Source organism: Pseudoxanthomonas sp. PXM01, assembly GCF_014851815.1.
Taxonomy (GTDB): domain Bacteria; phylum Pseudomonadota; class Gammaproteobacteria; order Xanthomonadales; family Xanthomonadaceae; genus Pseudoxanthomonas_A.
Genome location: NZ_JACVAJ010000001.1, coordinates 995,051 through 1,016,735, shown reverse-complemented (window position 1 = coordinate 1,016,735; position 21,685 = coordinate 995,051). Strand labels below are relative to the sequence as shown.

The following is a 21,685-nucleotide window of genomic DNA, read 5'->3' as shown; positions in this document are numbered from 1 at the left end:
CGCGGTCAGGCGAGCAGCGCGTCGACCACGGCCTGTGGTTGCTTCATCCAGGCGAAATGGTCGGCGCGCGCGCCCAGGCGGGCGTGGTCCAGCACGGTGACGTGCGCCGGTGCATCCGGCAGCTTCGCCATCAGCGCACGGAGCGAGCTTTCCGGTGCCAGCCAGTCGTCGTCGAACAACACGCCGCGCAGCGGCGCGCGCACCCGCCGCATGCCGGCTTCCAGGTCCACCGGCCAGCCAGCCGCGCGATAACGGCCGCTGAGTCCGACACGGGCCCAGTCGCGGATCAGGCCGCGCGCTTCGTCGCCACCGAATCCCAGGCGCCGGCCCGGCAAAGCGCCGCAGGCGCGCGCCAGCCAAGGAGCGAACTGGTAGAAGAACGGCAACGCGTAACCCCGCGGTGCCGGAAACGTGCGCCAGTAAGGCGTGCCGCTGCCGACGAGCCAGAGCGCGGCAAAGTCGTCCGGCACCTGGCCGGCGTGGCAGGCCGCCAACTGTCCGCCCAGGCTGTGTCCACCGATGCGATGCGGCATGCCCGGCAGCCGGTTGCGTAGCGCCTGGTGGCTGAGTGGCAGGTCCGTGCCGAGAAGTTCGCGATAGCCCCAGTCGGTGCGTCGGCCGGCCCGCAGTGAACTGCTGCCGTTGCCGCGCCACTCGTGCACGAACACCGCCATGCCCTTTGCCGCAAGTGTGTCCGCGAACGGCAGGTAGTGGCGCGCGGCAACGCCGAGGGCGGGAACCCATAGCAGCGCAGACGACGCGCCGGCCGGAATGCGGGCGATCAGGGTGCAGGCGTGGCCATCCTGCGACTGCAGGGGAATCTCTTCGTGGAGGGCCGGCTGATCGATGGCGTTCATGCGCGGGGCGCCGCGCCACTGTGGTCCAGCACGACGATGTCGCTGCGCCCCGGCCGATAGCCGCCGCGCAGCGCAGCGTGCACATAGTCGGACGCGGCCAGGCAGGCCTCCTTCATCGACATGCCCTGCGCGCGACGCGCGGCGATGGCGGAGGCCAGCGTGCATCCCGTGCCATGGGCTTCGAGCGACAGGCGCGGGTGCGATGTTTCCGTCAGGCCATCCGCATCGACATAGAGATCCACCACGTCACCGTCATCGGGCAGGTGACCACCCTTGAGGAACACGGCATGTGCACCCAGCGCCAGCAGGTCGTTCGCTGCCGCTCGCATCGCCTGCGCGTCAGGGATGGCGCGGCCCAGCAGCAGTTCGGCCTCGGGCAGATTGGGCGTCACCACATCCGCGAGCGGCAGCAGTTGCGTTCGTAACGCATGCAATGCGCTGTCTTCAAGCAGCTTGGCGCCGCTGGTGGCGACCATCACGGGATCGACCACGATGGCCATCGGCGCATGGGCGCGCAACGCGTCCGCCACGACGCCGATCACCTCGGCGGTGGCCAGCATGCCCAGCTTCACCGCGCGGATATCGAAGTCCTCGAAACATGCATCGAGTTGCGCGCGCAGGAACTCCATCGGCGGCACGTTCACTGCGGTCACGCCGCGGGTGTGCTGCGCGGTCAGCGCGGCGATCGCCGAGAGGCCGTGAACCCGATGCGCGGCGAAGGTCTTGAGGTCGGCCTGGATGCCGGCGCCGCCACCGGAATCGGAGCCGGCGATGGTGAGGGCGGAAACCACGGAAGGAGCTGTCATGCGTGGATTGTGCCATCCGTACGCGGGCGTGTGGCGCCGCCGGCTCAGGGGGCGGGCGTCCTCGAACGCTGCCATTGGCGAAACAGCACGTAGCCGACGCCAGTGCCGCCGGTCAGCAGGGCAGGGGCCAGCAATGCGTCGTACGCGAAGTGGCGGTAAAGCCATGCGCCGAGCACGCCGCCGCCGAGGAAGCCGCTGATGATGAGGCCGCTCAGTGTCAGGCGGCGCACCTGCAGTGGCATGCCGCGCAACAGATGGCCCAGCCCGATGCCTAGGTCGGTGAACATGCCGCTCAGGTGCGTGGTGCGGACGGCGGCGCCGCTGTAGGTGGTGACCATCGCGTTCTGCAGTCCGCAGGCGACGGCTGCCAGCAGGGCCCCCCATATCTGCTCCTGCTTGAACAGCGGGATCGCCGCCAGCAGCAGGGCGGCTTCCAGCGCCAGCACCACGCCATAGCGGCGGCCCAACTGCAATGTCTGGTCCTGGATGATCAGGCCGCTGAGCATGGCGCCGAAGCAGAACGCGATCAGCACACCCCACAAGTGCATCACGGCGCGTAGATCGCCGTGCGCGATCGCGGCACCCAGCAGGCTGGTGGTGCCGGTGAGGTGGCTGACTGCCTGGTGTTCGAAGCCCAGGTAACCGATGACGTTGACCATGCCGGCCACGCAGGCGAGCGTCACCGCACCGATCCAGACCCAGCGGGGGAGGTGGAGGCCCATGATGTTGTCAGGTTTCCTCGCGTGCGACGTATTGTCGACGTCCCGGCCACAGCCAGGTCAGTGCCCAGCCCACGAGTGCAGGAAGGAGTTCGAGCAGCATCCTGCGCCAGGAAAACGGATCCAGCCGGTCCTGCTGCATCAGCAAGAACAAGGCGATGGTGATCGCCTGGAGCAGGCTCCAGGCGATCAGGACGTGCAGTAGGCGACGGTATGCCACCCCTGCCGCCAGCCACCAATAGCCGGGGGTGGCGACGGCGAGGAAGATCGCGACCTGAAGGACATCGAGCGCGACGAGCATGTCCTGCCATCTTTCCGGCATGAAGCGCTGGACGAACTCCACCGCGAGGAGTGCGGAGGCAGCGGCCGAAAGCAAAATCGCCACGAGGATCGCCACGCTTGCCAGTCCGATGCGTCGCCATTGGATGCCTTGCCGGGCCGATGCAACGGCCTCCGTCCGAGCGGCATCGTAGGCATGGCGTGTCGGGGTGTAGGGATCGTCCATGGTGAAATCGGAGGGATGCCGCCACGCAGGCCGCAGCGGCCTGCGTGGCAAGGGAGTACCGCTACAGCACTTCCGACGCGTAATCCGCCAGGCGCGAACGCTCGCCACGCCGCAGCGTGATGTGCGCGCTGTGCGCCCAGTTCTTGAAGCGATCCACCGCATAGGTAAGACCGGACGTCGTTTCCGTCAGGTACGGCGTATCGATCTGCTCCACGTTGCCGAGGCAGACGATCTTGGTGCCCGGGCCGGCGCGGGTGATCAGCGTCTTCATCTGCTTCGGCGTCAGGTTCTGCGCTTCGTCGAGGATCAGGTAGCGCGACAGGAACGTACGGCCGCGCATGAAGTTCATCGAGCGGATCTTGATGCGCGAGGCGAGCAGGTCATTGGTCGCCGCGCGGCCCCAGGCGCCACCTTCCTGGTTGTGGGTCAGCACTTCCAGGTTGTCGGTCAGCGCGCCCATCCACGGCGTCATCTTCTCTTCCTCGGTGCCGGGCAGGAAGCCGATGTCCTCGCCGACACTGACCGTGGCGCGCGTCATGATGATCTCGCGGTAGCGTTGCTGGTCCATCGTCTGCGCCAGGCCGGCGGCAAGCGCGAGCAGCGTCTTGCCGGTGCCGGCGGTGCCGAGCAGGGTGACGAAGTCGATGTCGGGATCCATCAGTGCGTTGAGCGCGAAGTTCTGCTCGCGGTTGCGTGCATTGATGCCCCACACCGCATGCTGGCTGTGGCGGAAGTCGTCGACGATCTGCAGCGTCGCCTTGTCGCCTTCCACCTTGCTGACGCGGAACTCCGACTCGTCGTCGCCCGGCAGGTACAGGAACTGGTTGGGATACCAGCCGGCGTCTTCGGCCATGGCGACTTCGTAGAACGTGCGCCCCTTGTCGGTCCACGAGCGCAGGTCCTTGCCGTGGCGCTGCCAGAAATCCTCCGGCAGCGGGTCCGCGCCGGTGTAGAGCAGGCTGAAGTCGTCGAGCGCGCGGTCGTTCTCGTAGTCCTCCGACACGATGCCTGCGATCGCCGCCTTGATCCGCAGGTTGATGTCCTTGGAGACGAACACCACCGGGATTTCCGGCTCCTGTTCCTTCAGCGCGAGGATGGCGCCGAGGATGGCGTTGTCGGGAATGACGGCGCCGAAGCTCTTGCCGGCCTCGAAATGGCTGGTCTGGAAGCGCAGCAGGCCGGCGCTCTTCGAGCCGCGCAGCTGCAGGCTGTTGGGCTGGATCAGCGGGATGCCGGCGGCGAGGTTGTCCAGGCCGGAGGCTTCGACCAGTTCGTTGAGGAAGCGGCTGACCTGCCGCGCATTGCGGCTCGCTTCCGACGTGCCTTTCTTGCCGTTGTCCAGTTCTTCGATCACCTGCATCGGCAGGTAGACATCGTGTTCCTCGAACTTGAACAACGCGGTGGGGTCGTGCATCAGCACGTTGGTGTCCAACACATAGATACGCTTGCTACGGGTCATTCGGGCAACCTCATCGAGGAAGATGTGTGAACACGGGCCACTTTTCCGCGGACAGCAGCGAACCACCATGACCCGCCGCGGCGCGGGATGGTGGGTGAAGGGGAAGAGGATTTCGTCACTGGGCCTGGTGAGCCTTCAGGGCGTCCAGTACGGCGTCGGCATGGCCGGCGACTTTCACGCCGCGCCATTCCTGCGCGATGCGGCCGTCGGGCGAGATCAGGAAGGTGCTGCGGACCACGCCCAGCACCTTGCGGCCGTACATGTTCTTTTCGTGGATCACGTCGAAGGCCTTGCACAGTGCTTCGTCGGCGTCGCTCACCAGCGGGAACCTGAAGCCCTGCTTGGCGCAGAAGTTGTCGTGCGACTTCACCGAGTCGCGCGACACGCCCAGTACAGTGGCGTTCAATTTCTTGAACTTCGGCAGCAGCGCGTTGAAATCCAGGCCTTCGGTGGTGCAGCCCGGCGTGCTGTCCTTCGGGTAGAAGTAGAGGACCAGCCAGGTGCCGGCGTAGTCGGCGAGGGTGGCGGTTTCGCCGCCGGACAGCGCCAGCGGCAGTTTCAATGTCGACTTGGGCAGGGCGTTCGCGCTTTTCGCCGTCATCGTCAGAACTTCATCGGATCCATGATCGCGTCCAGGTTCAGATGGTCGCAGAATTCGAGGAAATCGTCGCGCAGCGCGGCGATGTGCATGTTCGCCGGCACGCCGATGGTGACCTGCGCCGAGAACATCTCCGCGCCGGTCTGCATCGCGCGGTAGCGCGTGCTCTGCAGGTTCTCGATGGTGATGCCCTGGCGGTCGAAGAAATCGGCCAGCTGGAACAGGATGCCCGGCTTGTCGGCGGCCACCACTTCCACGATGTACGGCAGCAGGTTCGACTGCACCACCTTCGGACCGGTGCGGTAGAACACGAGCTTCAGGCCGTCGTCGCGCTCCAGCCGCGACAGCATCGCCTCCAGCTTCGCCACCGCGTCCCACGAACCGGTCGCCAGCGCCGTCACCGACACGTCGCGCCCCACCGTGGACAGCCGCGCGTCCACCAGATTGCAGCCGCTGTCCGCAATCCGGCGCGTCACCGACAGGAGCGGCGATTCCGGATGCGTCGTATAGGCGGTGATCAGGAGGTGGTTTTCGGTCGGCGAAGGCCGGGGCGTGGAATCGGTCAAGAGAGCTTCCGGCGTTGCGGTCTGGCTGAATGGCGGCCGGGCTGCGGCCCGGCGACGTTGGCAGCATACTTGCCCGCCCTTTGAGCCCGCAAGTAACATGCGGCCGACATTGCAGGCGGACCGGGATAACTGCGCTTACGGGCGCCACCGGCCGTCGGATCCCCACCGAGAGCCTCCATCTTGCACCTTTCCGGCAGCATCACCGCACTGGCCACGCCGTTCCTGGCGTCGGGCGAACTCGACCTGGAAGCCTGGCGCGCGCTGCTCAAACAGCAGCTCGACGGCGGCACCCAGGGCGTGGTGGTGGCGGGCTCCACCGGCGAGGCAGCGGCACTGTCCGACGACGAGTACGACACGCTGCTGCGTATCGCTGTCGAGGAACTGCGCGGGCGCATCCCGGTGCTGGCCGGCACCGGTCAGATGAGTACCGCGAAGACCATCGCCGCCACGCGCCGCGCGGCCGCCGGTGGCGCGCAACTCGCACTGGTGGTCACGCCGCCTTATGTGCGTCCGACCCAGGCCGGCCTGGTGGCGCACTACCGCGCCGTCGCCGATCAGGGCGGGCTGCCGGTGGTGCTCTACAACGTGCCGGGCCGCACGGGCTGCGATCTGTTGCCGGAGACGGTGGCGGAACTGGTCGACCATCCGAACATCGTGGGCATCAAGGAAGCGCGCGCCGAGCCCGAGCGCATGGCGGCGCTGCTCGCGCTGCGCACGGAGGGCTTTGCCATCCTCAGTGGCGACGATCCGACCGCATCGCGCGCGATGCTGGCGGGCGCCGATGGCCTGATTTCGGTGGGCTCGAACGCGCTGCCGCGCACGTTCCGCCGCCTGTGCGACCTGTCGCGGGCCGGCGACAGCGCCGCTGTCGCCGCGCTGGACGCGCAGTTGCAGGAGATCTACGGCTTCCTCGGCGTGGAATCCAACCCCATCCCGGTGAAGGCGCTGTTGCAGCGCGCGGGCTTCGGCCACGGCCTGCGCCTGCCGCTGCTCACGCTGTCTTCCACCCATACCGACACTGCCGACCGTCTCGCCGCTCTGGCGCAGGCGTTGGAAGCACAATCCAGCCGCGACAGCCTCGCGGCCTGAACCCCAGGAGAACTTCATGCGTCTTTCGTCTTCCCTCGTGCGTCCGCTCGCCCTCGTGCTGCTGGTCGTGTCCGTCGCCGGCTGCTCCTGGTTCAAGAAGGGCGCGAAGGGCGACTATGCGCTGGCACCGGAAGCGCGTCCGCTGGAAGTTCCGCCGGATCTCAACGTGCCCAACACCAGCGGTGCGATGCAGATTCCGTCGGCCGGACAAGTGGGCCCGACCGCGGCACCGGCAGCGGGCGGCTTCAATGTGGCGGGCTCCCGCGACGAAGCCTTCACGCGTGTCGGCGAAGCGCTGGCCGGTGTCGAAGGGGTGACCGTCGCCAGCCGTGCGCAGCTGCTGGGCACCTATGACGTGAGCTATGAAGGCGCGAGCTTCCTGGTGCGTGTCTCGGCGGTGGAAGCGGGTGCCTACGTGTCCGCGGTCGACCCGCGCGGCCTGCCGGCCACGTCGCCGGCGGCGGTCAAGCTGCTCGGCGCGCTGAAGGCCAAGCTGGGCGGCTGATCCGGCCACCACGCCACGAACGAAAAGGGCGCCGAAAGGCGCCCTTTTTCTTGTGCGGCTGCAGGGACCGGCGCGATCAGCGCTCCAGCAACGGCAGCTTGTTGGGCTTGCCTTCCCATTCCTTCGCGTCCGGCAACGGTTCCTTGCGGGTGGTGATCACCGGCCAGGCATGCGACAGCTCGGCGTTGAGCGCCACGTAGCCTTCCTGTCCGGCGGGCACGTCGTCTTCGGGATAGATCGCGTTGATGGGGCACTCCGGCTCGCACAGCGTGCAGTCGATGCATTCGTCAGGATCGATCACCAGGAAGTTCGGACCTTCGTGGAAGCAGTCCACCGGACAGACTTCAACGCAGTCGGTGTACTTGCACTTGATGCAGTTTTCGGTGACGACGAAAGGCATGAGGCTCGATGTGCAGCGGAAAGAACCGGGCAAGTTTAAATCACCGCGTGATTCGAGTTGGGAATCTTTCTTGCTTGCCGCCTGCGTCGGAGGAGCGCGCCGACGTGCCAGGCACCGGAGGGGGGGGCGTGTCCCGCAAGGCGGGTGCCGCATGGCCGGGGCGGGCATCGTTCCAGAATCGCAAGACAGCCGGGCGCGGCTGGGTATTTTCTTCAAAAATGGAACAATCAATTGATTCTCGCCTGATTTATTCCATCCATGTGGAGGATCATGCTGCGCGCCTCACCACAGAAGGAGTTCCGCCATGATCACCCTGCGCCCCGCCAATGCCCGCGGCCATGCCAACCACGGCTGGCTCGATTCCTGGCACAGCTTCTCCTTCGCCAGCTACTTCGACGACAAGCACGTGCACTGGGGCCCGCTGCGCGTCATCAACGAGGACCGCGTGGCCGCCGGTCGCGGCTTCGGCGAACACGGCCACCGCGACATGGAGATCATCAGCTACGTGCTGGAGGGCGCGCTGGGTCACAAGGACTCGATGGGCAACAGTTCCAGCATCGTGCCGGGTGACGTGCAGCGCATGAGCGCAGGCACCGGCGTGCAGCACTCCGAGTTCAACTACAACGAAGCCGGCACCACCCACTTCCTGCAGATCTGGATCATCCCCGATCGCCAGGGCGTCACGCCGTCGTACGCGGAAAAGGCTTTCCCGGCCACCGAGAAGCAGGGTCGCCTGCGGCTGGTGATCAGCCCGGATGGCAGCGATGGTTCGATCAGCATCCACCAGAATGCGCGCATGTACGTCGGCCTCTTCGACGGCAGCGAGAAGGCCGAGCTGTCGCTGGCCGAGGGGCGATTGGGCTACGTGCACGTGGCGCGTGGCGAAGTCACCGTCAACGGCAAGCCGCTGAAGGCGGGTGACGCGCTGTTGTACGACGCCGAGCCACTGGTCAGCATCGAGCGCGGCATCGGCGCGGAAGTGCTGGTGTTCGACCTGCCGCGGATGCCGTAATCCAGCAGGCACAAGGGCACGGCCGACGCAGCGCGCGTCGGCCGTTGCCGTGCTTAAGGAGTTCTTAAAGAGCGGGCGCCAGCATGGCGGGGCCGGACATCCCCCATCCCCCATGCCGAGGTCTCCATGTTGGTACTGCGCGCCTGCACGCCGCTGCTGTTGCTGTTGCCCGTCTCCGTTGCGGCCCAGGTGGTCGAACGCACCGACAAGCAGGCGCAGGACCAGCTGCCGAGCCGCTGGAGCGCGGGTCTCGCCGTCGTGCATCGCGACAGCGAATACGCGGGCGAGGGCACGCGCACCCGCCTTTATCCCAACATCGCCTACGACGGCGATCGCTTCTATCTGCGCGGTGCCGCGCTGGGTTATCGCGCCTACAAGGACGAGCGCTTCGAGTTGCGCACGTTCATCGCGGGACGCCTGGACGGACTGGACGCCGACGATTTCGGCGTCGTCGAACTGGCGCGCCGCGGCGTCGACCGCAACCTGCTGTCCGATCGCGACGACAGCGTCGACCTCGGCGTCGGCGCCAGTTGGAAGGGCGCGGCAGGCAAACTCGACCTCGACGCACGCTTCGATGTCAGCGGCGCGAGCGAAGGCTATGCCGCCTCGCTGGACTACAGCTATCCGCTGACGCTGGGCCGCACGACGCTGGTGCCCTCCGTGGGCGCGGTGCGCCTGTCCGCCGACATGGCCGACTACTACTACGGCATCCTGGACGAAGAAGTCGCGCGCGGTGTGGTGGCGTATCGCCCCGGCGCCGCGACGGTGCCGCGCGCCAGCGTCAGCCTGATCCATCCCTTCGCCAAGCGCTGGGCGCTGCTGGGCAACATCGAGTACCGGGCATTGCCGGATGTGCTGCAGGACAGCCCGCTGGTCGAACTGGACAAGGACAACAGCACGTCCGTGTTCGTCGGTATCTCACGCGGCTTCTGACGCGCGCCGTTTACTTCCTCCCCCTTGGAGTTGCCCATGACCGCACGCCTCTTGTCCGCCGAGAACGCGCCCCAGCCACTGCCGGGCGGCTATCTTCCCGCACCTGGTGATCCTGCCTGGGTCGAGATGCTGGGTAGCGATGAAATCGGCATCCGCCGCGTCACCCGCGCGCACGCCGCAGCATTGATGCAGCTGTGCGACCGACAGCGGGTGGAGTTGCCGGAAACGCCGGGTACGCAAATGGGCGCCGGTGTGCTCGAACTGATGGAGGCGCTGTTCGAACCACCGCTGCGTGCATGGGCCTGGATCGCGGAGCGCCGCGGCGAGCCGGCGGGTTATGCCTTCGCGACAGTAGGCTTTTCGATGATCGAGCGCGCCTACTACTTCAACCTGGAGGCACTATTCGTGCCGGCCAGTGCGCGTCCGTCCGATGTCGCGACCCGCCTGTTCGATGAAGCCCGCCGCATGGCGTCGGACCTGGGTTGCGTGGATTTGCGCTGGCAGGTGCCAGTGGGACAGGGCGACGCACCGATGGCGATGCCGGGCCACGCCGGCGCGGCGACGATGATCCAGTACGTGTTCCCCACCTTGCGGAGCGACCAGCATGACTGATGTGTCCACCCCTTCGCCGCGACGCAGGAAGCGGTTGAAGCGCATCGCTGCCGCGGCATGCGTGTCGGCCTCCGCGTTCGCCTATGCCGGCATGTCCGGCTGCGCCACGCTGTCTTACCCGCAATCGCCGCAGTTCGGCGAGGATGGCTTCCAGAACGAACGCAAGCCGAAGCCGATGGGGTGGCGCGAAACCAGCAGGCTCTGGTGGGATTTCCTGGTCGGCGGGAAGCCGGCGGGTACGGTTCCGAGCCGCTCGATCCCGATGCAGGCCCTGTCTGGCGAGCAATTGCAGGAGGCTCCCGACGGTACGCTGTACCGGCTGGGCCATTCGACGGTGCTGCTGAAGCTTGAAGGCCGCTACTGGCTGACCGATCCGGTGTTCTCCGAGCGCGCCTCACCGGTGCAGTGGGCAGGTCCGAAGCGCTTCCACGCGCCCCCGATCATGCTCGATGACCTGCCGACGCTGTCCGCCGTGGTGCTGTCGCACGATCACTACGACCATCTGGATCGAGACACCGTGCTTGCGCTGGCCGCGAAGACGGAGGTGTTCCTGACGCCGCTCGGCGTCGGCGACCGTCTGGTCCGCTGGGGCGTGCCGCGCGAGAAGGTGCGTCAACTCGACTGGTGGGATGAGGTCGAGTTCGATGGCGTGCGCTTCACCGCAACGCCGTCGCAGCATTTCTCCGGCCGCACGCTGTTCGACCGCAATGCCACGCTGTGGGCATCGTGGGTGATCAGGACGGATGCGTTGAATGTGTTCTTCAGTGGCGACACCGGCTACTTCGACGGCTTCCACACCATCGGCGAGCGCCTGGGACCGTTCGATCTGACGCTGCTTGAGTGCGGCGCCTACGATCGCCGCTGGCAGGACGTGCACATGCTGCCCGCGCAGACGCTGCAGGCGCACCGCGACCTGGGCGGCAAGTCCATGGTGCCGATCCACAACAGCACGTTCGATCTGGCGTTCCACGGCTGGAGCGAACCGATGGAGACGCTGTACACGCTATCGCAAGAGGCTGGGGTGGATATCGTCACGCCGGTGATCGGCCAACCGCTGGCGATCGCACGGCCCGGTGACGCGCACCCCTGGTGGCGCGGCGAGTAATGCCGCGCGGTGCTTCAGGCATCGGATGCGGCGTGGAACTCGACCCGGCAACCGAAACCCCTTCCGCCGATGCCGTCTTCCACCTTGATGCGCGCGTCGTGCGCGCGAGCGATGCGGTCGACCAGCGACAGGCCGATGCCGCTGCCGCGTTCGCCATTGCCCTGGCTGCCGCGGAAGAAGCGTTCGAAGATGCGCTCGCGCTCCTCGGCCGGTACGCCGGGGCCGTTGTCCCGCACGACCAGCCATGCCGTCGCGCCGTCGTCGTCGGCGCCGCAGGCGATTTCGATGCGTGCGCCGTCACCGCTGTAGCGGACCGCGTTGTCGAGCAGGTTGCGGACGAGGATGCCGAGATCGTCGAGGTCGCCCTGCACGCTGGCCGGCTCCGCGTGGAGTGCGAGCGTCTGCTGCCGTCGGCCCGCCATCGATTCGAACTCGCGCGCGACCATCGTCACCACATCCGGTAGCGCGACCACGGGACGATCTTCGCGCAGCGGCGAGGCATCCACGCGTGCGGAATCGAGCAACTGCTGCGCCAGGCGCGACGTGCGCTGGATGCCTTGCGCCAGTTGCGTCAGGGCGGTCTGCGCGTCCGCCTGGCTGCCGGCGCGCATGGCGACCTGTGTCTGCGTCAGGAGTGCGGCCAACGGCGTGCGCAGTTCGTGTGCGGCGTCGGCCAGGAACTGGCGTTCACCGCGCATCGCCTCGGAGAGGCGTCCAAGCAGCAGGTTGAACGAATCCACCAGCGGACGGATTTCGCGTGGCAGCTTGTGGACGGGCAAGGGAGCCAGGTCGTGCGGCTCGCGCTGCGCCATATCGCGACGCAGCCGGTTCATCGGTCGCAGGCTCCAATGGATCGCCAAGCCGACCGTGGCGCCGAGCACCAGCAGGATGCCGATGCCGCTCCACAGGCTGATCTTCACCCAGTGCGCCAGCTCCGCTTTCATCGCAGACTGCGACATCCCGGACTGCACCTGGATGCGTCCGCTCGCGTCGGTGACGGCATACACGCGCCATGGCTCGCCCGCGACCTCGCTGACCACGAACCCGGGCTTGAAGTCCGCACGCAGCGGCTCCATCGGCGCGCCGTCCGATGCCACCACGGGCGTGCGGCGGCCAAGGATCCAGACCTGGTAGCGCAGTGTCTCGAACTTCTTGCCGGTCGCGCTGCGGTGGGTGGGCAGTTGCAGGCGTGGACCCTCGTCCAGCGCGTCGAGCGTGCCCGGCATCGACAGCAGGATCTGCTCGCTGACCTCCTGCAGGAACAGATCGTCGTGTCCCTGCTGCTGGCGGGTCATCTGGAAGTGCTGCCCGCCCAGCCAGCAAGTCCAGCCGAGCGCCAGCGGCGTCATCACCGCGAGCAGCAGCTTGGACTTCAGCGAGTGGCTCATTCGCCCTCTCCCAGGCGGTAGCCGAAGCCGTGCACGGTCGTGATGACGCCGTCGCCGAGCTTCTTGCGCAACTGGTGGATGTAGACGGCGATGGTGTTGCTTTCGATCGCGCCGTCGCCGCCGTAGACCAGCGATTCCAGCATGTCGCGTGCGATCACGCGGCCGGGCCGCTCCATCAGGGCGAGCAGGGTGCGGTACTCATGTACGCCCAGGCGCACCGGCCGATCGCCCAGCCGGACCGAGCGGTCGGCCGGATCCAGCACGATGTCGCCGTGGCGCAGTACCGGCGACACGCGGCCTTGCGTCCGACGGATCACGGCGCGCAGTCGCGCGCTGAGTTCGCCGGCTTCGAAGGGTTTGACGATGTAGTCGTCGGCTCCGGCGTCCAGCCCGCGCACGCGGTCGCTGAGCTGGTCGCGCGCGGTGATGATCAACACCGGCGTGGTGTCGTAGCGCTGACGCAGTGTGGTCAGCACGTCCAATCCGGACCCGCGCGGCAGGCCGAGGTCCAGCAATACCGCGGTGTAGCCATGGTCGACCAGTGCCAGGCGCGCTGAAGCGACGTCCTCGGCGCGGTCGATAGACCAGCCGTCCTGCGCCAGCGCGGCGGCCAATGCGTCACCGAGCATGCGATCGTCTTCAACCAGGAGCAGGCGCGACACGGGCGGCCCTCGGGGTGGCGGGGCCACCATGCTAGGGGGGAGCGATTAAACCGGTTTTAATGGCCTGCCGGCCAGGCTTGGAAACGCAAAACCCCGCCGGAGCGGGGTTCTGGTCGTTCCACCTGCTGCGGATCTCAACCCGAAGCCTAGACCGGATGGCGCTCCCTAGGGGACTCGAACCCCTGTTTTAGCCTTGAGAGGGCCACGTCCTAACCACTAGACGAAGGGAGCGTTTTTGGTGAAACCGGCGTAGCGGATTAGTATAGGCGGCGGTCAGGCTCAGGGCAATCCACCCAGCCGACCGCGTGACCCTCCTGCATGGAACTGCCGCTATTACGCCTGTCACCGCTCTGCGAACCATCCCGCGCGACCAGCACACCATTTCGCGCAAGGACATCAGCCCGAACGCGCTGCGCGTGCTCTACCGCCTGCGGGATGCCGGTTTCCAGGCCTACCTGGTCGGTGGCGCGGTGCGCGACCTGCTGGTCGGCGGCCACCCCAAGGACTTCGACGTCGCCACCGATGCGACCCCCGAGCAGGTCCGCCAGCAGTTCCGCAACTGCCGCCTGATCGGCCGCCGCTTCCGTCTTGCGCACGTGGTGTTCGGGCGGGAGATCATCGAGGTCGCCACCTTCCGCGCCAACAGCGACGACGGCAGCGGCGACCGCGAGATGGACAACGGCCGCTTGGTCCGCGACAACGTCTACGGCACGGTGGAGGACGATGCGGTACGCCGCGACTTCACCGCCAACGCGCTGTACTACGCCATCGACGACTTCTCGGTCCGCGACTATGTGGGCGGTTTCGAAGACACGATGGCGCGGCGATTGAAGCTGATCGGCGATCCGGAGCAGCGCTATCGCGAGGATCCCGTGCGCATGCTGCGCGCCGTGCGCCTGGCCGCCAAGCTGGACTTCGAGATCGAAGCGACGACCGCCGCACCGATCGCGCCGCTGGCACCGCTGCTGGCGGAGGCGGCGCCTGCGCGCCTGTTCGAAGAGATCCTGAAGCTGTTCTTGTCCGGGCATGGCGTCGCCAGTTTCGAAGGATTGGAGCGCTTCGGCCTGTTGAAGGTGCTGTTTCCCGAAACCGCGGCCGCGCTGGCATCCAATCGCAGTGGTGCCTTGCGTCGGATGGTTCTGGCGGGCCTGGCCGGTACCGACCAGCGGGTCGCCAACGACGAGCCGGTGTCGCCTGCCTTCCTGTTCGCGTTGCTGCTGTGGCCGGCCTACTGTCGCGCGCTGATGGGCCTGCAGGCGCAGGGCGTGCAGGCCGAGGAAGCACAACGCCGCGCTGCCGACCGGGTGACGTTGCACCAGTTGAACACGGTCGCGCTGCCGCGCCGCTTCTCGTTGCCGATGCAGGAGATCTGGCTGCTGCAGACGCGCTTCGGCAACCGCCAGCGCAAGCGCGTGACGCGGCTGCTGACCCATCCGCGCTTCCGCGCCGCGTTCGATTTCCTGGTCCTGCGTCTGGCGGCCTCGCCCGAGCACGCCGAGGACGTCGCGTTCTGGCGCGAAGCGCAGACGCAGTCCGGTGAAGAACTCGCTGCCACGCTCGGGGTCGCGCCGACGGACGCCTTTACCGATGAGGATGCGCCGCCTTCCAAGCGTCGCCGTCGTCGCCGTCGCCGCACCGGCGGCCCGTCGCCGGAATGACGCCCATCGTCCAGGCCTGCATCGGCCTGGGAGCCAATCTCGGCGACGCCGCGGACACGTTGCGGCGCGCGGTCGAGGCGCTGGCCCGCCATGAGGGGGTCGTCGTGCGTGCGGTCTCGCGTTTCTACCGCACGCCGGCCTGGGGCAAGGAAGACCAGCCCGATTTCATCAATGCCGTGGCACTGCTGGAGACCTCGCTGGCGCCACGCGCATTGCTGGAGCGATTGCTGGCGGTCGAAGCCGAGTTCGGGCGGCATCGTCCGAGTGGCGAGCGCTGGGGACCGCGCACCCTGGATCTGGACCTGCTGCTCTACGGGGACGCGGTGATCGACGAGCCCGGCCTGCAGGTGCCGCACCCGCACCTGCACGAGCGCGCCTTCGCGCTGGTGCCGCTGCTGGATGTGCTGCCTGCGGCCCGTATCCCGGGGTGGGGCGATGCGCGGGATGCTGTGTCCGTGCTGGAAATGTCCAACATCCATCCGTTATGAGTGGATAATGCGGTGCTATGAGCACGCATGCCGACAGCAAGCCCTGGACCGTTCCCGCCCTCGCCGACGCCAAGCGCGACGGTCGCAAGCTGGTGATGTTGACGGCGTACGACAACAGTTTCGCCCGCGTGCTGGACGCCAACGGCGTCGATCTGGTGCTGATCGGCGACTCGCTGGGCATGGTGGTGCAGGGGCATGATTCGACGCTGCCGGTGACGGTGGACGACATCGTCTACCACACGCGCGCCGTGTCCCGCGGGCTCGAACGCGCCCTGCTGGTGTCCGACCTGCCGTTCCAGTCCGACGCCACGCCCGAGCGTGCGCTGGATGCGGCGATTGCGTTGCTGCAGGCCGGCGCCGAGATGGTCAAGCTGGAAGGCGCCGGCCACAAGCTCGAGGTCATCCGCTTCCTGGTCGAGCGCGACATTCCGGTGTGCGCGCACCTGGGCCTGACGCCGCAGTCGGTGCTCAAGTTCGGTGGCTACAAGGTGCAGGGGCGCAACGAGGCCGCTGCCGCACGCCTGCGTGAAGAGGCGCGTGCCGTGGCCGACGCGGGCGCGCAGTTGCTGGTGCTGGAATGCGTGCCGTCGTCGCTGGCGACCGCGATCACCGCGGATCTTGCCATCCCCACCATCGGTATCGGCGCCGGTGCCGGTTGCGACGGGCAGGTGCTGGTACTGCACGATTTCCTCGGCCTGGACACGGGCCACCGGCGGCCGAAGTTCGTCAAGGATTTCCTGGCCGAAGGCGGCTCCGTCGCCGGAGCGGTACGCGCCTATGCCGACGCGGTGCGCAGCGGGGCATTCCCCGACGACGCCCATTCCTACTGACCGCGCCGCGCGCACCGATTCGCCACAGGGGCCACGATGATCGAGACCATCACCGAACTTGACGCGCTGCGCGCACGCGTCCGGGAGTGGAGGCAGCAGGGGCTGCGGGTCGGGTTCGTGCCGACGATGGGCAACCTGCACGCCGGCCATTACTCGCTGGTGATGCTGGCGCGGCAGTACGCGGACCGCGTGGTGTCCAGCGTGTTCGTCAATCCGACCCAGTTCGGTCCCAACGAGGACTTCACCCGGTACCCGCGTACGCCCGAAGCGGACATGAGTGGACTCGAGGGCGCCGGCTGCGATGTCCTGTGGTTGCCGACGGTGGAATCCATGTACCCGTTCGGCGTCGAACTGGCGGCCAACGTGCATGTCCCCGGCGTCAGCAGCGTACTGGAAGGGGCGCATCGCCCCGGTCATTTCGATGGCGTTTGCACGGTCGTCAGCCGCCTGTTCAATCAGGTGCAGCCCGATGTGGCGGCCTTCGGCAAGAAGGACTACCAGCAGCTTGCGGTGATCCGCCAACTGGTCACCGATCTGGCGTTCCCCATCCAGATCCTTGCCGGCAGCATCGTGCGCGAGCCCGACGGTCTGGCGATGAGTTCGCGCAACCAGTACCTGACGGCGGACGAGCGGCCGCGCGCCGCTGAAATCCGCAAGGTGCTGCTCGCCATGCGCGACGGCATGCTGGCCGGACAGCCACGGGCGCGGGTCGAAGCCGACGCGGCGCACGCGCTCGGCGCGGCCGGCTACGACGTCGACTACACCGTGGTCCGTCGGCCGGACCTGTCCACACCCGACGAAGGCGAACAGGCGCCGAAGGTCGCGCTGATCGCCGCCCGCCTGGGCCGGACGCGACTGATCGACAACCTGGAATTCTGATCGCATCGTCTTGGGGGCGTGCACGCCGCGCCGGGCACGAGGGGATACACTTCGCGTCCCCGTTCCAGACCCTGTCGACATGCACCTCAGCCTGCTCAAGACCAAGATCCACCGCGCGACCGTCACCCATTCCGAGCTGAACTACGAAGGCTCCATCGCCATCGACGGCCTGCTCCTTGACGCGACGGGCATCCGTGAATTCGAGCAGGTGCACATCTGGGACGTCACCAACGGCGCCCGGTTTTCCACGTACGCGATCCGCGCCGACGAGGGCAGCGGCGTGGTGTCGCTCAACGGTGGCGCCGCGCGCCACGTGCAGGTTGGCGACCTGATCATCATCGCTGCGTTCGCTTCGATGAGCGAGCAGGAAGCCGATGCGTTCCAGCCCACGCTCGTCTATGTGGACAGTCAGAACCGCATCACCCACACCAACCGCAGCATCCCCAAGCAGGCCGCCTGATATGAGCCAGAGCCTCGACGCGCTGCAGTCCCACGCCACGCGCCTGCGCGGGGTCCCGTTGAACACGCTGCTGGCGCGCGAGCCCGACCGCGTCGCCGCCCACACGGTGCGCAGCGGTCCGCTCTATTTCAACTTCGCCCGCCAGTCATACGACACGCCTGCGTGGCAGACGTTGCTGGCACAGGGCGAGGCCGCCGATCTTGCCGGCGCGTTCCGCCGTCTGTTCGATGGCGAGAAGGTCAATGTCACCGAGGGGCGCGCGGCGCTGCATACCGCGCTGCGTGGACAGAACTCCGAGGCCGTCGTCGCCCGCGAGGCCTACGCCTCGGCGCTCGATGTACGCCAACGCATGGCAGCGCTGATCGCGCAGCTGGAAGGCAGCGACGTCACCGATATCGTCAGCGTCGGCATCGGCGGTTCCGATCTCGGTCCGCGCCTGGTGGCCGATGCGCTGCGCGGGCCGCTCCCCGGCCGCTTCCGCGTGCATTTCCTCTCCAATGTCGACGGCGCGGCGGCACAGCGCATGCTGGCGCCGCTGGATCCCGCACGCACCGCGGCGGTGCTTATCTCCAAGACGTTCGGCACCCAGGAGACGCTGCTCAACGGCGGCATCCTGCGCGACTGGCTGGGCGGCAGCGATCGCCTCTACGCGGTCAGCGCCAATCCCGAACGCGCCGCAGCGGCGTTCGACATCGCGCCCGAGCGCGTGCTGCCGATGTGGGACTGGGTCGGCGGCCGTTATTCGCTGTGGTCGGCAGTCGGCCTGCCGATCGCACTGGCGATCGGCTTCGATCGTTTCGAACAACTGCTCCAGGGTGCATCCGCGTTCGACGCACATGCGGTCAGTGCGCCGCTGGCGGACAACATCGCGGTGCGCCATGCGCTGACGGCTGTGTGGAACCGCAACGTCCTCGGCCATGCCGCGCACGGTGTGATGACCTACGACCAGCGCCTCGCGCTGCTCCCGGCTTACCTGCAGCAGCTGGTGATGGAAAGCCTGGGCAAGTCGGTGAGGCTGGATGGCAGCCCGGTCGGGGTCGACACCGTGCCGGTCTGGTGGGGCGGTGCAGGCACCGACGTGCAACACAGCTTCTTCCAGGCGCTGCACCAGGGCACGCAGATCGTGCCGCTGGATTTCGTCGGCACCGTCCGCAACGACGATCCGTACGTGGAAAACCATCTCGCGCTGATGTCCAACCTGCTGGCGCAGAGCGAAGCGCTCGCCAACGGGCAGACCAGCGACGATCCGCACCGCAGCTATGCCGGCGGCCGACCGAGCACGATGATCCTGCTGGATGCGCTGACGCCGCAGTCGCTCGGCGGATTGATCGCGATGTACGAGCACAGCGTCTACGCGCAGTCGGTGCTGTGGGGCATCAATGCCTTCGACCAGTTCGGTGTCGAGCTCGGCAAGCAGCTCGCCAATGGCGTGTTGCCCGCGCTGAAGGGGCAGGGGGAAGCGCAGGATCCGGTGACGCGCGCCTTGCTGGCGGAGCTGAAAGCGCGCGGCTGACGCGGCAGCGATCAGGCGGGGCGCTGATGCCGGTCCAGCGCCCACGCCACATGCTCGCGCACGAGCGGTGAGGGGTCCTCGCGACGGCTCGCCAGTGCGGTGAGCACGTCGGGCGTGGTCGGTGCATTACCCAGAGCGACCGCGATATTGCGTAGCCAGCGCTCATGCCCGCTGCGGCGGATGGCGGAGCCTTCGGTGCGTCGCAGGAACTCCGCTTCGTCCCACGCGAACAACTGCGGCAAGGTGGCTACGTCCAGATCGTTGCGTGCGCGGAAGTCGGGCTCATCGGTTCGCTTGGCGAACTTGTTCCAGGGACACACGAGCTGGCAGTCGTCGCAGCCGAAGATACGGTTGCCGATCGCCGGTCGCAGCTCTTCCGGAATGGCGCCATCGTGCTCGATGGTCAGATAGGAAATGCAGCGACGTGCGTCCAAGCGATACGGCGCGGTGATCGCCTGCGTGGGGCAGACGTCGATGCAGCGCGTGCAGGTGCCGCAGTGCGCGCTGGCCGGCGCGTCGATCGGCAGCGGCAGGTCGACGTAGATCTCGCCGAGGAAGAACCAGGAGCCGCCGTCCTTGTCGATCAGGCAGGTGTGCTTTCCGATCCAGCCCAGCCCGGCGTTGCGCGCCAGCGCGCGCTCCAGCACTGGCGCGGAATCCACGAACACGCGATGGCCGAACGCGCCGACTTCCTGCTGCAGGCGCTCGGCCAGCTTCTGCAGGCGGTTGCGCATCAGCTTGTGGTAGTCGCGGCCCAGCGCATAACGCGCCACGTAGGCACGCTCGCCGTCGCGCAAGGTGTCCCAGGCGTCGTCGCTGTCGTTGCGGCCATAGTCCAGTCCCACCGAGATCACCCGCAACGTGCCGGGGATCAGTTCCTGCGGACGCGAGCGCTTGTCGCCGTGCTGGGCCATCCAGGCCATGGAGCCGTAAAGGCCCTCCGCCAGCCAGTCGCGGAGATGGCGCTCGTCGTCGCCCAATTCGATGCCGGCGATGCCGCAGCGCTGGAACCCGAACTCGCGCGCCAGCACCCGCACGCGCCGGGCGAGCGCGGTGGGATCGGGCAGGGTGGCGGCGGAACCGATGGAGGACATGCGTGGATTATAGGAGGCCGCTCCGGATTCACTTCCCCACAACCGGGGCGGGACCTAGAATCCGCGCATGTCCGGCACCTGGCCCCTATATTCCTCGGAAGCCGCGCGAGCGCTGGATACGCGCGCCACGCAGGGCCTTGGCGGTGACCCCTATGTGCTGATGCAGCGCGCGGGCCTGGCCGCCTGGCAGGACCTGCTGCTGCACTGGCCGGCGGCGCAACGTATCGTCGTGGTGTGCGGACCCGGCAGCAATGGCGGCGACGGTTATGTTCTGGCGCGTCATGCGCATCGTGCCGGGCGCCATGTCGAGGTCGTGCACCTGCCGGCGCATGTGCCGGCCAATCCCGTCGCGCAGCGCGCCTGCACCGACTACGTCGCTGCTGGCGGCAAGGTCACGCTGTTCGACGCGGCGCTGCCGAAGGCGGACGTGGTGGTGGATGCGCTGTTCGGCATCGGCTTTTCGCGTGCGCCGGAACGGGACGTGCAGGCGCTGATCGATGCGATCAACGCACAGGCGGCGCCCGTGCTCGCGCTCGACGTGCCGAGCGGCGTGGATGCGGACAAGGGCTGCGCGCCGGGCGTCGCGGTGCTGGCCACGCGCACGCTGCAGTTCATCGTGCGGCATGCCGGCCTGTATACGGGCGACGCGCTGGAGTACACCGGCGAGCTTGCGCTGGAAGAACTCGACGTTCCTGCCATCGCCTTCGATAGCGCACCGGTGGACGCTTCGTTGCTCGACCAGGACTCGCTCGCGCGCTGGCTGCTGCCGCGTCGCCGCAACACGCACAAGGGCGAATCCGGGCACGTGCTCTGCATCGGTGGGGACGAAGGCAGTGGCGGCGCGATCGCGCTGTGCGCTGAAGCCGCACTGCGTGCCGGCGCTGGTCTGGTGAGCGTGGCCACGCGTCCGTTCAATGTCGCACCGCTGCTGGCGCGCAGGCCTGAAGCGATGGTGCGTGAGGTGGAATCGACGGATGACCTGGCTCCGCTGATCGCGCGTGCGCGCGTGATAGCCGTCGGTCCTGGACTGGGGCAGGGCGAGTGGGGGAGTGCGCTGTTCCTGCATGCCGTGCGCAGTGCGAAACCACTGGTTCTGGATGCGGATGCGCTCAATCTGCTGGCCGCCTCGCCATTGCCGGTGGACGACACGATCCTGACGCCGCATCCCGGCGAAGCGGCGCGTCTGCTGGATTGCAGCAGCGCTGATGTGCAGCGCGATCGTTTCGGAGCGGCCCAGGCCATCGCGCAACGCCATGGCTGCGTGGTGGTGCTGAAGGGCGCGGGCACGGTCGTGGCGGCGCCCGGCGAAACGGCGCGCGTGATCGATGCCGGCAATCCCGGCATGGCGGTGGGCGGCATGGGCGATGTGCTGACCGGCGTCATCGCGGCGTTGCGCGCGCAGGGGCTTTCCGCGTTCGACGCCGCCAGCGCGGGCGCGCTGTTGCATGCGTTGGCCGGCGATGCCGCGGCATGGGACGGCCAGCGCGGCCTGCTGCCGTCCGATCTGTTCGCGCACCTTCGGCGATTGTCCAATCCGTGAGCGTTGC

The 21,685-nt window shown here is 67.6% G+C and carries 25 protein-coding genes and 1 tRNA gene; 14 read left to right on the top strand and 12 right to left on the bottom strand.

Going from position 1 to position 21,685, the window contains the following annotated elements; genetic code table 11:
- Nucleotides 1–5 precede the first annotated feature (5 nt).
- From IB230_RS04620 to IB230_RS04590, 7 genes are all read right to left on the bottom strand, one after another.
- A complete protein-coding gene (locus IB230_RS04620; RefSeq protein WP_192269250.1) occupies nt 6–857 on the bottom strand; it encodes an alpha/beta fold hydrolase in 852 nt (283 codons plus the stop codon).
- Complete coding sequence (thiD, locus tag IB230_RS04615; protein ID WP_192269247.1) at nt 854–1,663, bottom strand: bifunctional hydroxymethylpyrimidine kinase/phosphomethylpyrimidine kinase; 810 nt, start codon at nt 1,661–1,663, stop codon at nt 854–856. The genes IB230_RS04620 and thiD overlap by 4 nt, the downstream gene beginning before the upstream one ends.
- A 44-nt stretch (nt 1,664–1,707) precedes the next feature.
- Nucleotides 1,708–2,385, bottom strand: coding sequence for a YoaK family protein (locus tag IB230_RS04610; RefSeq protein ID WP_192269244.1), 678 nt, complete (start codon nt 2,383–2,385; stop codon nt 1,708–1,710).
- A gap of 7 nt (nt 2,386–2,392) precedes the next feature.
- Nucleotides 2,393–2,887, bottom strand: coding sequence for a hypothetical protein (locus IB230_RS04605; RefSeq protein ID WP_192269241.1), 495 nt, complete (start codon nt 2,885–2,887; stop codon nt 2,393–2,395).
- Nucleotides 2,888–2,948: 61 nt separating this feature from the next.
- Nucleotides 2,949–4,346 (bottom strand): PhoH family protein, encoded by a 1,398-nt coding sequence (locus tag IB230_RS04600; RefSeq protein ID WP_192269238.1) that lies wholly within the window; start codon nt 4,344–4,346, stop codon nt 2,949–2,951.
- Between the two features lie 115 nt (nt 4,347–4,461).
- The gene (locus tag IB230_RS04595; RefSeq protein ID WP_192269235.1) at nt 4,462–4,947 is read right to left on the bottom strand and encodes a peroxiredoxin; all 486 of its coding nucleotides are present in this window, start codon (nt 4,945–4,947) and stop codon (nt 4,462–4,464) included.
- 2 nt (nt 4,948–4,949) lie between these two features.
- Nucleotides 4,950–5,510: a glycine cleavage system protein R gene (locus IB230_RS04590; RefSeq protein WP_162336523.1), complete on the bottom strand. Its 561-nt coding sequence runs from the start codon at nt 5,508–5,510 to the stop codon at nt 4,950–4,952.
- Nucleotides 5,511–5,690: 180 nt separating this feature from the next.
- On the opposite strand from IB230_RS04590, the gene dapA reads away from it, so the two are divergent.
- Nucleotides 5,691–6,599 carry a 4-hydroxy-tetrahydrodipicolinate synthase gene (gene dapA, locus IB230_RS04585; RefSeq protein ID WP_192269232.1) on the top strand — a complete coding sequence of 303 codons (909 nt, stop codon included), beginning with the start codon at nt 5,691–5,693 and terminating at the stop codon, nt 6,597–6,599.
- A gap of 16 nt (nt 6,600–6,615) precedes the next feature.
- Entirely contained in the window at nt 6,616–7,104 is a 489-nt protein-coding gene (locus IB230_RS04580; protein WP_192269229.1) for a hypothetical protein, read from the top strand.
- 76 nt (nt 7,105–7,180) lie between these two features.
- Here IB230_RS04580 and fdxA read toward each other — a convergent pair whose 3' ends face one another.
- Nucleotides 7,181–7,504: a ferredoxin FdxA gene (gene fdxA / locus IB230_RS04575; protein WP_192269226.1), complete on the bottom strand. Its 324-nt coding sequence runs from the start codon at nt 7,502–7,504 to the stop codon at nt 7,181–7,183.
- Nucleotides 7,505–7,632: 128 nt separating this feature from the next.
- On the opposite strand from fdxA, the gene IB230_RS04570 reads away from it, so the two are divergent.
- From IB230_RS04570 to IB230_RS04550, 5 genes are all read left to right on the top strand, one after another.
- The gene (locus IB230_RS04570) at nt 7,633–7,812 is read left to right on the top strand and encodes a hypothetical protein (RefSeq protein ID WP_192269223.1); all 180 of its coding nucleotides are present in this window, start codon (nt 7,633–7,635) and stop codon (nt 7,810–7,812) included.
- Nucleotides 7,809–8,516 carry a pirin family protein gene (locus IB230_RS04565; RefSeq protein ID WP_192269220.1) on the top strand — a complete coding sequence of 236 codons (708 nt, stop codon included), beginning with the start codon at nt 7,809–7,811 and terminating at the stop codon, nt 8,514–8,516. The genes IB230_RS04570 and IB230_RS04565 overlap by 4 nt, the downstream gene beginning before the upstream one ends.
- Nucleotides 8,517–8,642: 126 nt before the next feature.
- Entirely contained in the window at nt 8,643–9,449 is an 807-nt protein-coding gene (locus IB230_RS04560; RefSeq protein WP_192269217.1) for a MipA/OmpV family protein, read from the top strand.
- A gap of 36 nt (nt 9,450–9,485) precedes the next feature.
- The gene (locus IB230_RS04555; RefSeq protein ID WP_192269214.1) at nt 9,486–10,061 is read left to right on the top strand and encodes a GNAT family N-acetyltransferase; all 576 of its coding nucleotides are present in this window, start codon (nt 9,486–9,488) and stop codon (nt 10,059–10,061) included.
- Nucleotides 10,054–11,166 carry an MBL fold metallo-hydrolase gene (locus IB230_RS04550; RefSeq protein ID WP_225589186.1) on the top strand — a complete coding sequence of 371 codons (1,113 nt, stop codon included), beginning with the start codon at nt 10,054–10,056 and terminating at the stop codon, nt 11,164–11,166. Before IB230_RS04555 ends, IB230_RS04550 begins: the two co-directional genes overlap by 8 nt.
- A 14-nt stretch (nt 11,167–11,180) precedes the next feature.
- Here the strand turns inward: IB230_RS04550 and IB230_RS04545 are convergent, their stop codons facing one another.
- The 3 genes from IB230_RS04545 to IB230_RS04535 form a co-directional block, all read right to left on the bottom strand.
- Nucleotides 11,181–12,554 (bottom strand): ATP-binding protein, encoded by a 1,374-nt coding sequence (locus IB230_RS04545; protein ID WP_192269211.1) that lies wholly within the window; start codon nt 12,552–12,554, stop codon nt 11,181–11,183.
- Entirely contained in the window at nt 12,551–13,216 is a 666-nt protein-coding gene (locus tag IB230_RS04540; RefSeq protein WP_343227254.1) for a response regulator transcription factor, read from the bottom strand. The genes IB230_RS04545 and IB230_RS04540 overlap by 4 nt, the downstream gene beginning before the upstream one ends.
- A gap of 156 nt (nt 13,217–13,372) precedes the next feature.
- Nucleotides 13,373–13,447 (bottom strand) — tRNA-Glu (locus tag IB230_RS04535).
- Nucleotides 13,448–13,521: 74 nt separating this feature from the next.
- On the opposite strand from IB230_RS04535, the gene pcnB reads away from it, so the two are divergent.
- From pcnB to pgi, 6 genes are all read left to right on the top strand, one after another.
- The gene (gene pcnB, locus IB230_RS04530; RefSeq protein ID WP_192269205.1) at nt 13,522–14,874 is read left to right on the top strand and encodes a polynucleotide adenylyltransferase PcnB; all 1,353 of its coding nucleotides are present in this window, start codon (nt 13,522–13,524) and stop codon (nt 14,872–14,874) included.
- A gap of 5 nt (nt 14,875–14,879) precedes the next feature.
- Nucleotides 14,880–15,362, top strand: a complete 483-nt coding sequence (folK, locus tag IB230_RS04525; protein WP_192271275.1) for a 2-amino-4-hydroxy-6-hydroxymethyldihydropteridine diphosphokinase — start codon at nt 14,880–14,882, stop codon at nt 15,360–15,362.
- Nucleotides 15,363–15,379: 17 nt separating this feature from the next.
- Nucleotides 15,380–16,192 carry a 3-methyl-2-oxobutanoate hydroxymethyltransferase gene (gene panB, locus IB230_RS04520; protein WP_192269202.1) on the top strand — a complete coding sequence of 271 codons (813 nt, stop codon included), beginning with the start codon at nt 15,380–15,382 and terminating at the stop codon, nt 16,190–16,192.
- A 36-nt stretch (nt 16,193–16,228) separates the two neighbouring features.
- Complete coding sequence (gene panC / locus IB230_RS04515; protein WP_192269199.1) at nt 16,229–17,071, top strand: pantoate--beta-alanine ligase; 843 nt, start codon at nt 16,229–16,231, stop codon at nt 17,069–17,071.
- A 79-nt stretch (nt 17,072–17,150) separates the two neighbouring features.
- Nucleotides 17,151–17,531, top strand: coding sequence for an aspartate 1-decarboxylase (panD, locus tag IB230_RS04510; protein ID WP_192269181.1), 381 nt, complete (start codon nt 17,151–17,153; stop codon nt 17,529–17,531).
- 1 nt (nt 17,532) lies between these two features.
- Entirely contained in the window at nt 17,533–19,044 is a 1,512-nt protein-coding gene (pgi, locus tag IB230_RS04505) for a glucose-6-phosphate isomerase (RefSeq protein ID WP_192269178.1), read from the top strand.
- Nucleotides 19,045–19,055: 11 nt separating this feature from the next.
- Here the strand turns inward: pgi and queG are convergent, their stop codons facing one another.
- On the bottom strand, nt 19,056–20,138 hold the full coding sequence (queG, locus tag IB230_RS04500) for a tRNA epoxyqueuosine(34) reductase QueG (protein ID WP_192269175.1): 1,083 nt from the start codon (nt 20,136–20,138) through the stop codon (nt 19,056–19,058).
- A gap of 67 nt (nt 20,139–20,205) precedes the next feature.
- Here queG and IB230_RS04495 point away from each other — a divergent pair, with 67 nt between their 5' ends.
- Nucleotides 20,206–21,678, top strand: coding sequence for an NAD(P)H-hydrate dehydratase (locus IB230_RS04495; RefSeq protein ID WP_192269172.1), 1,473 nt, complete (start codon nt 20,206–20,208; stop codon nt 21,676–21,678).
- The last annotated feature ends 7 nt before the right edge of the window (nt 21,679–21,685 follow it).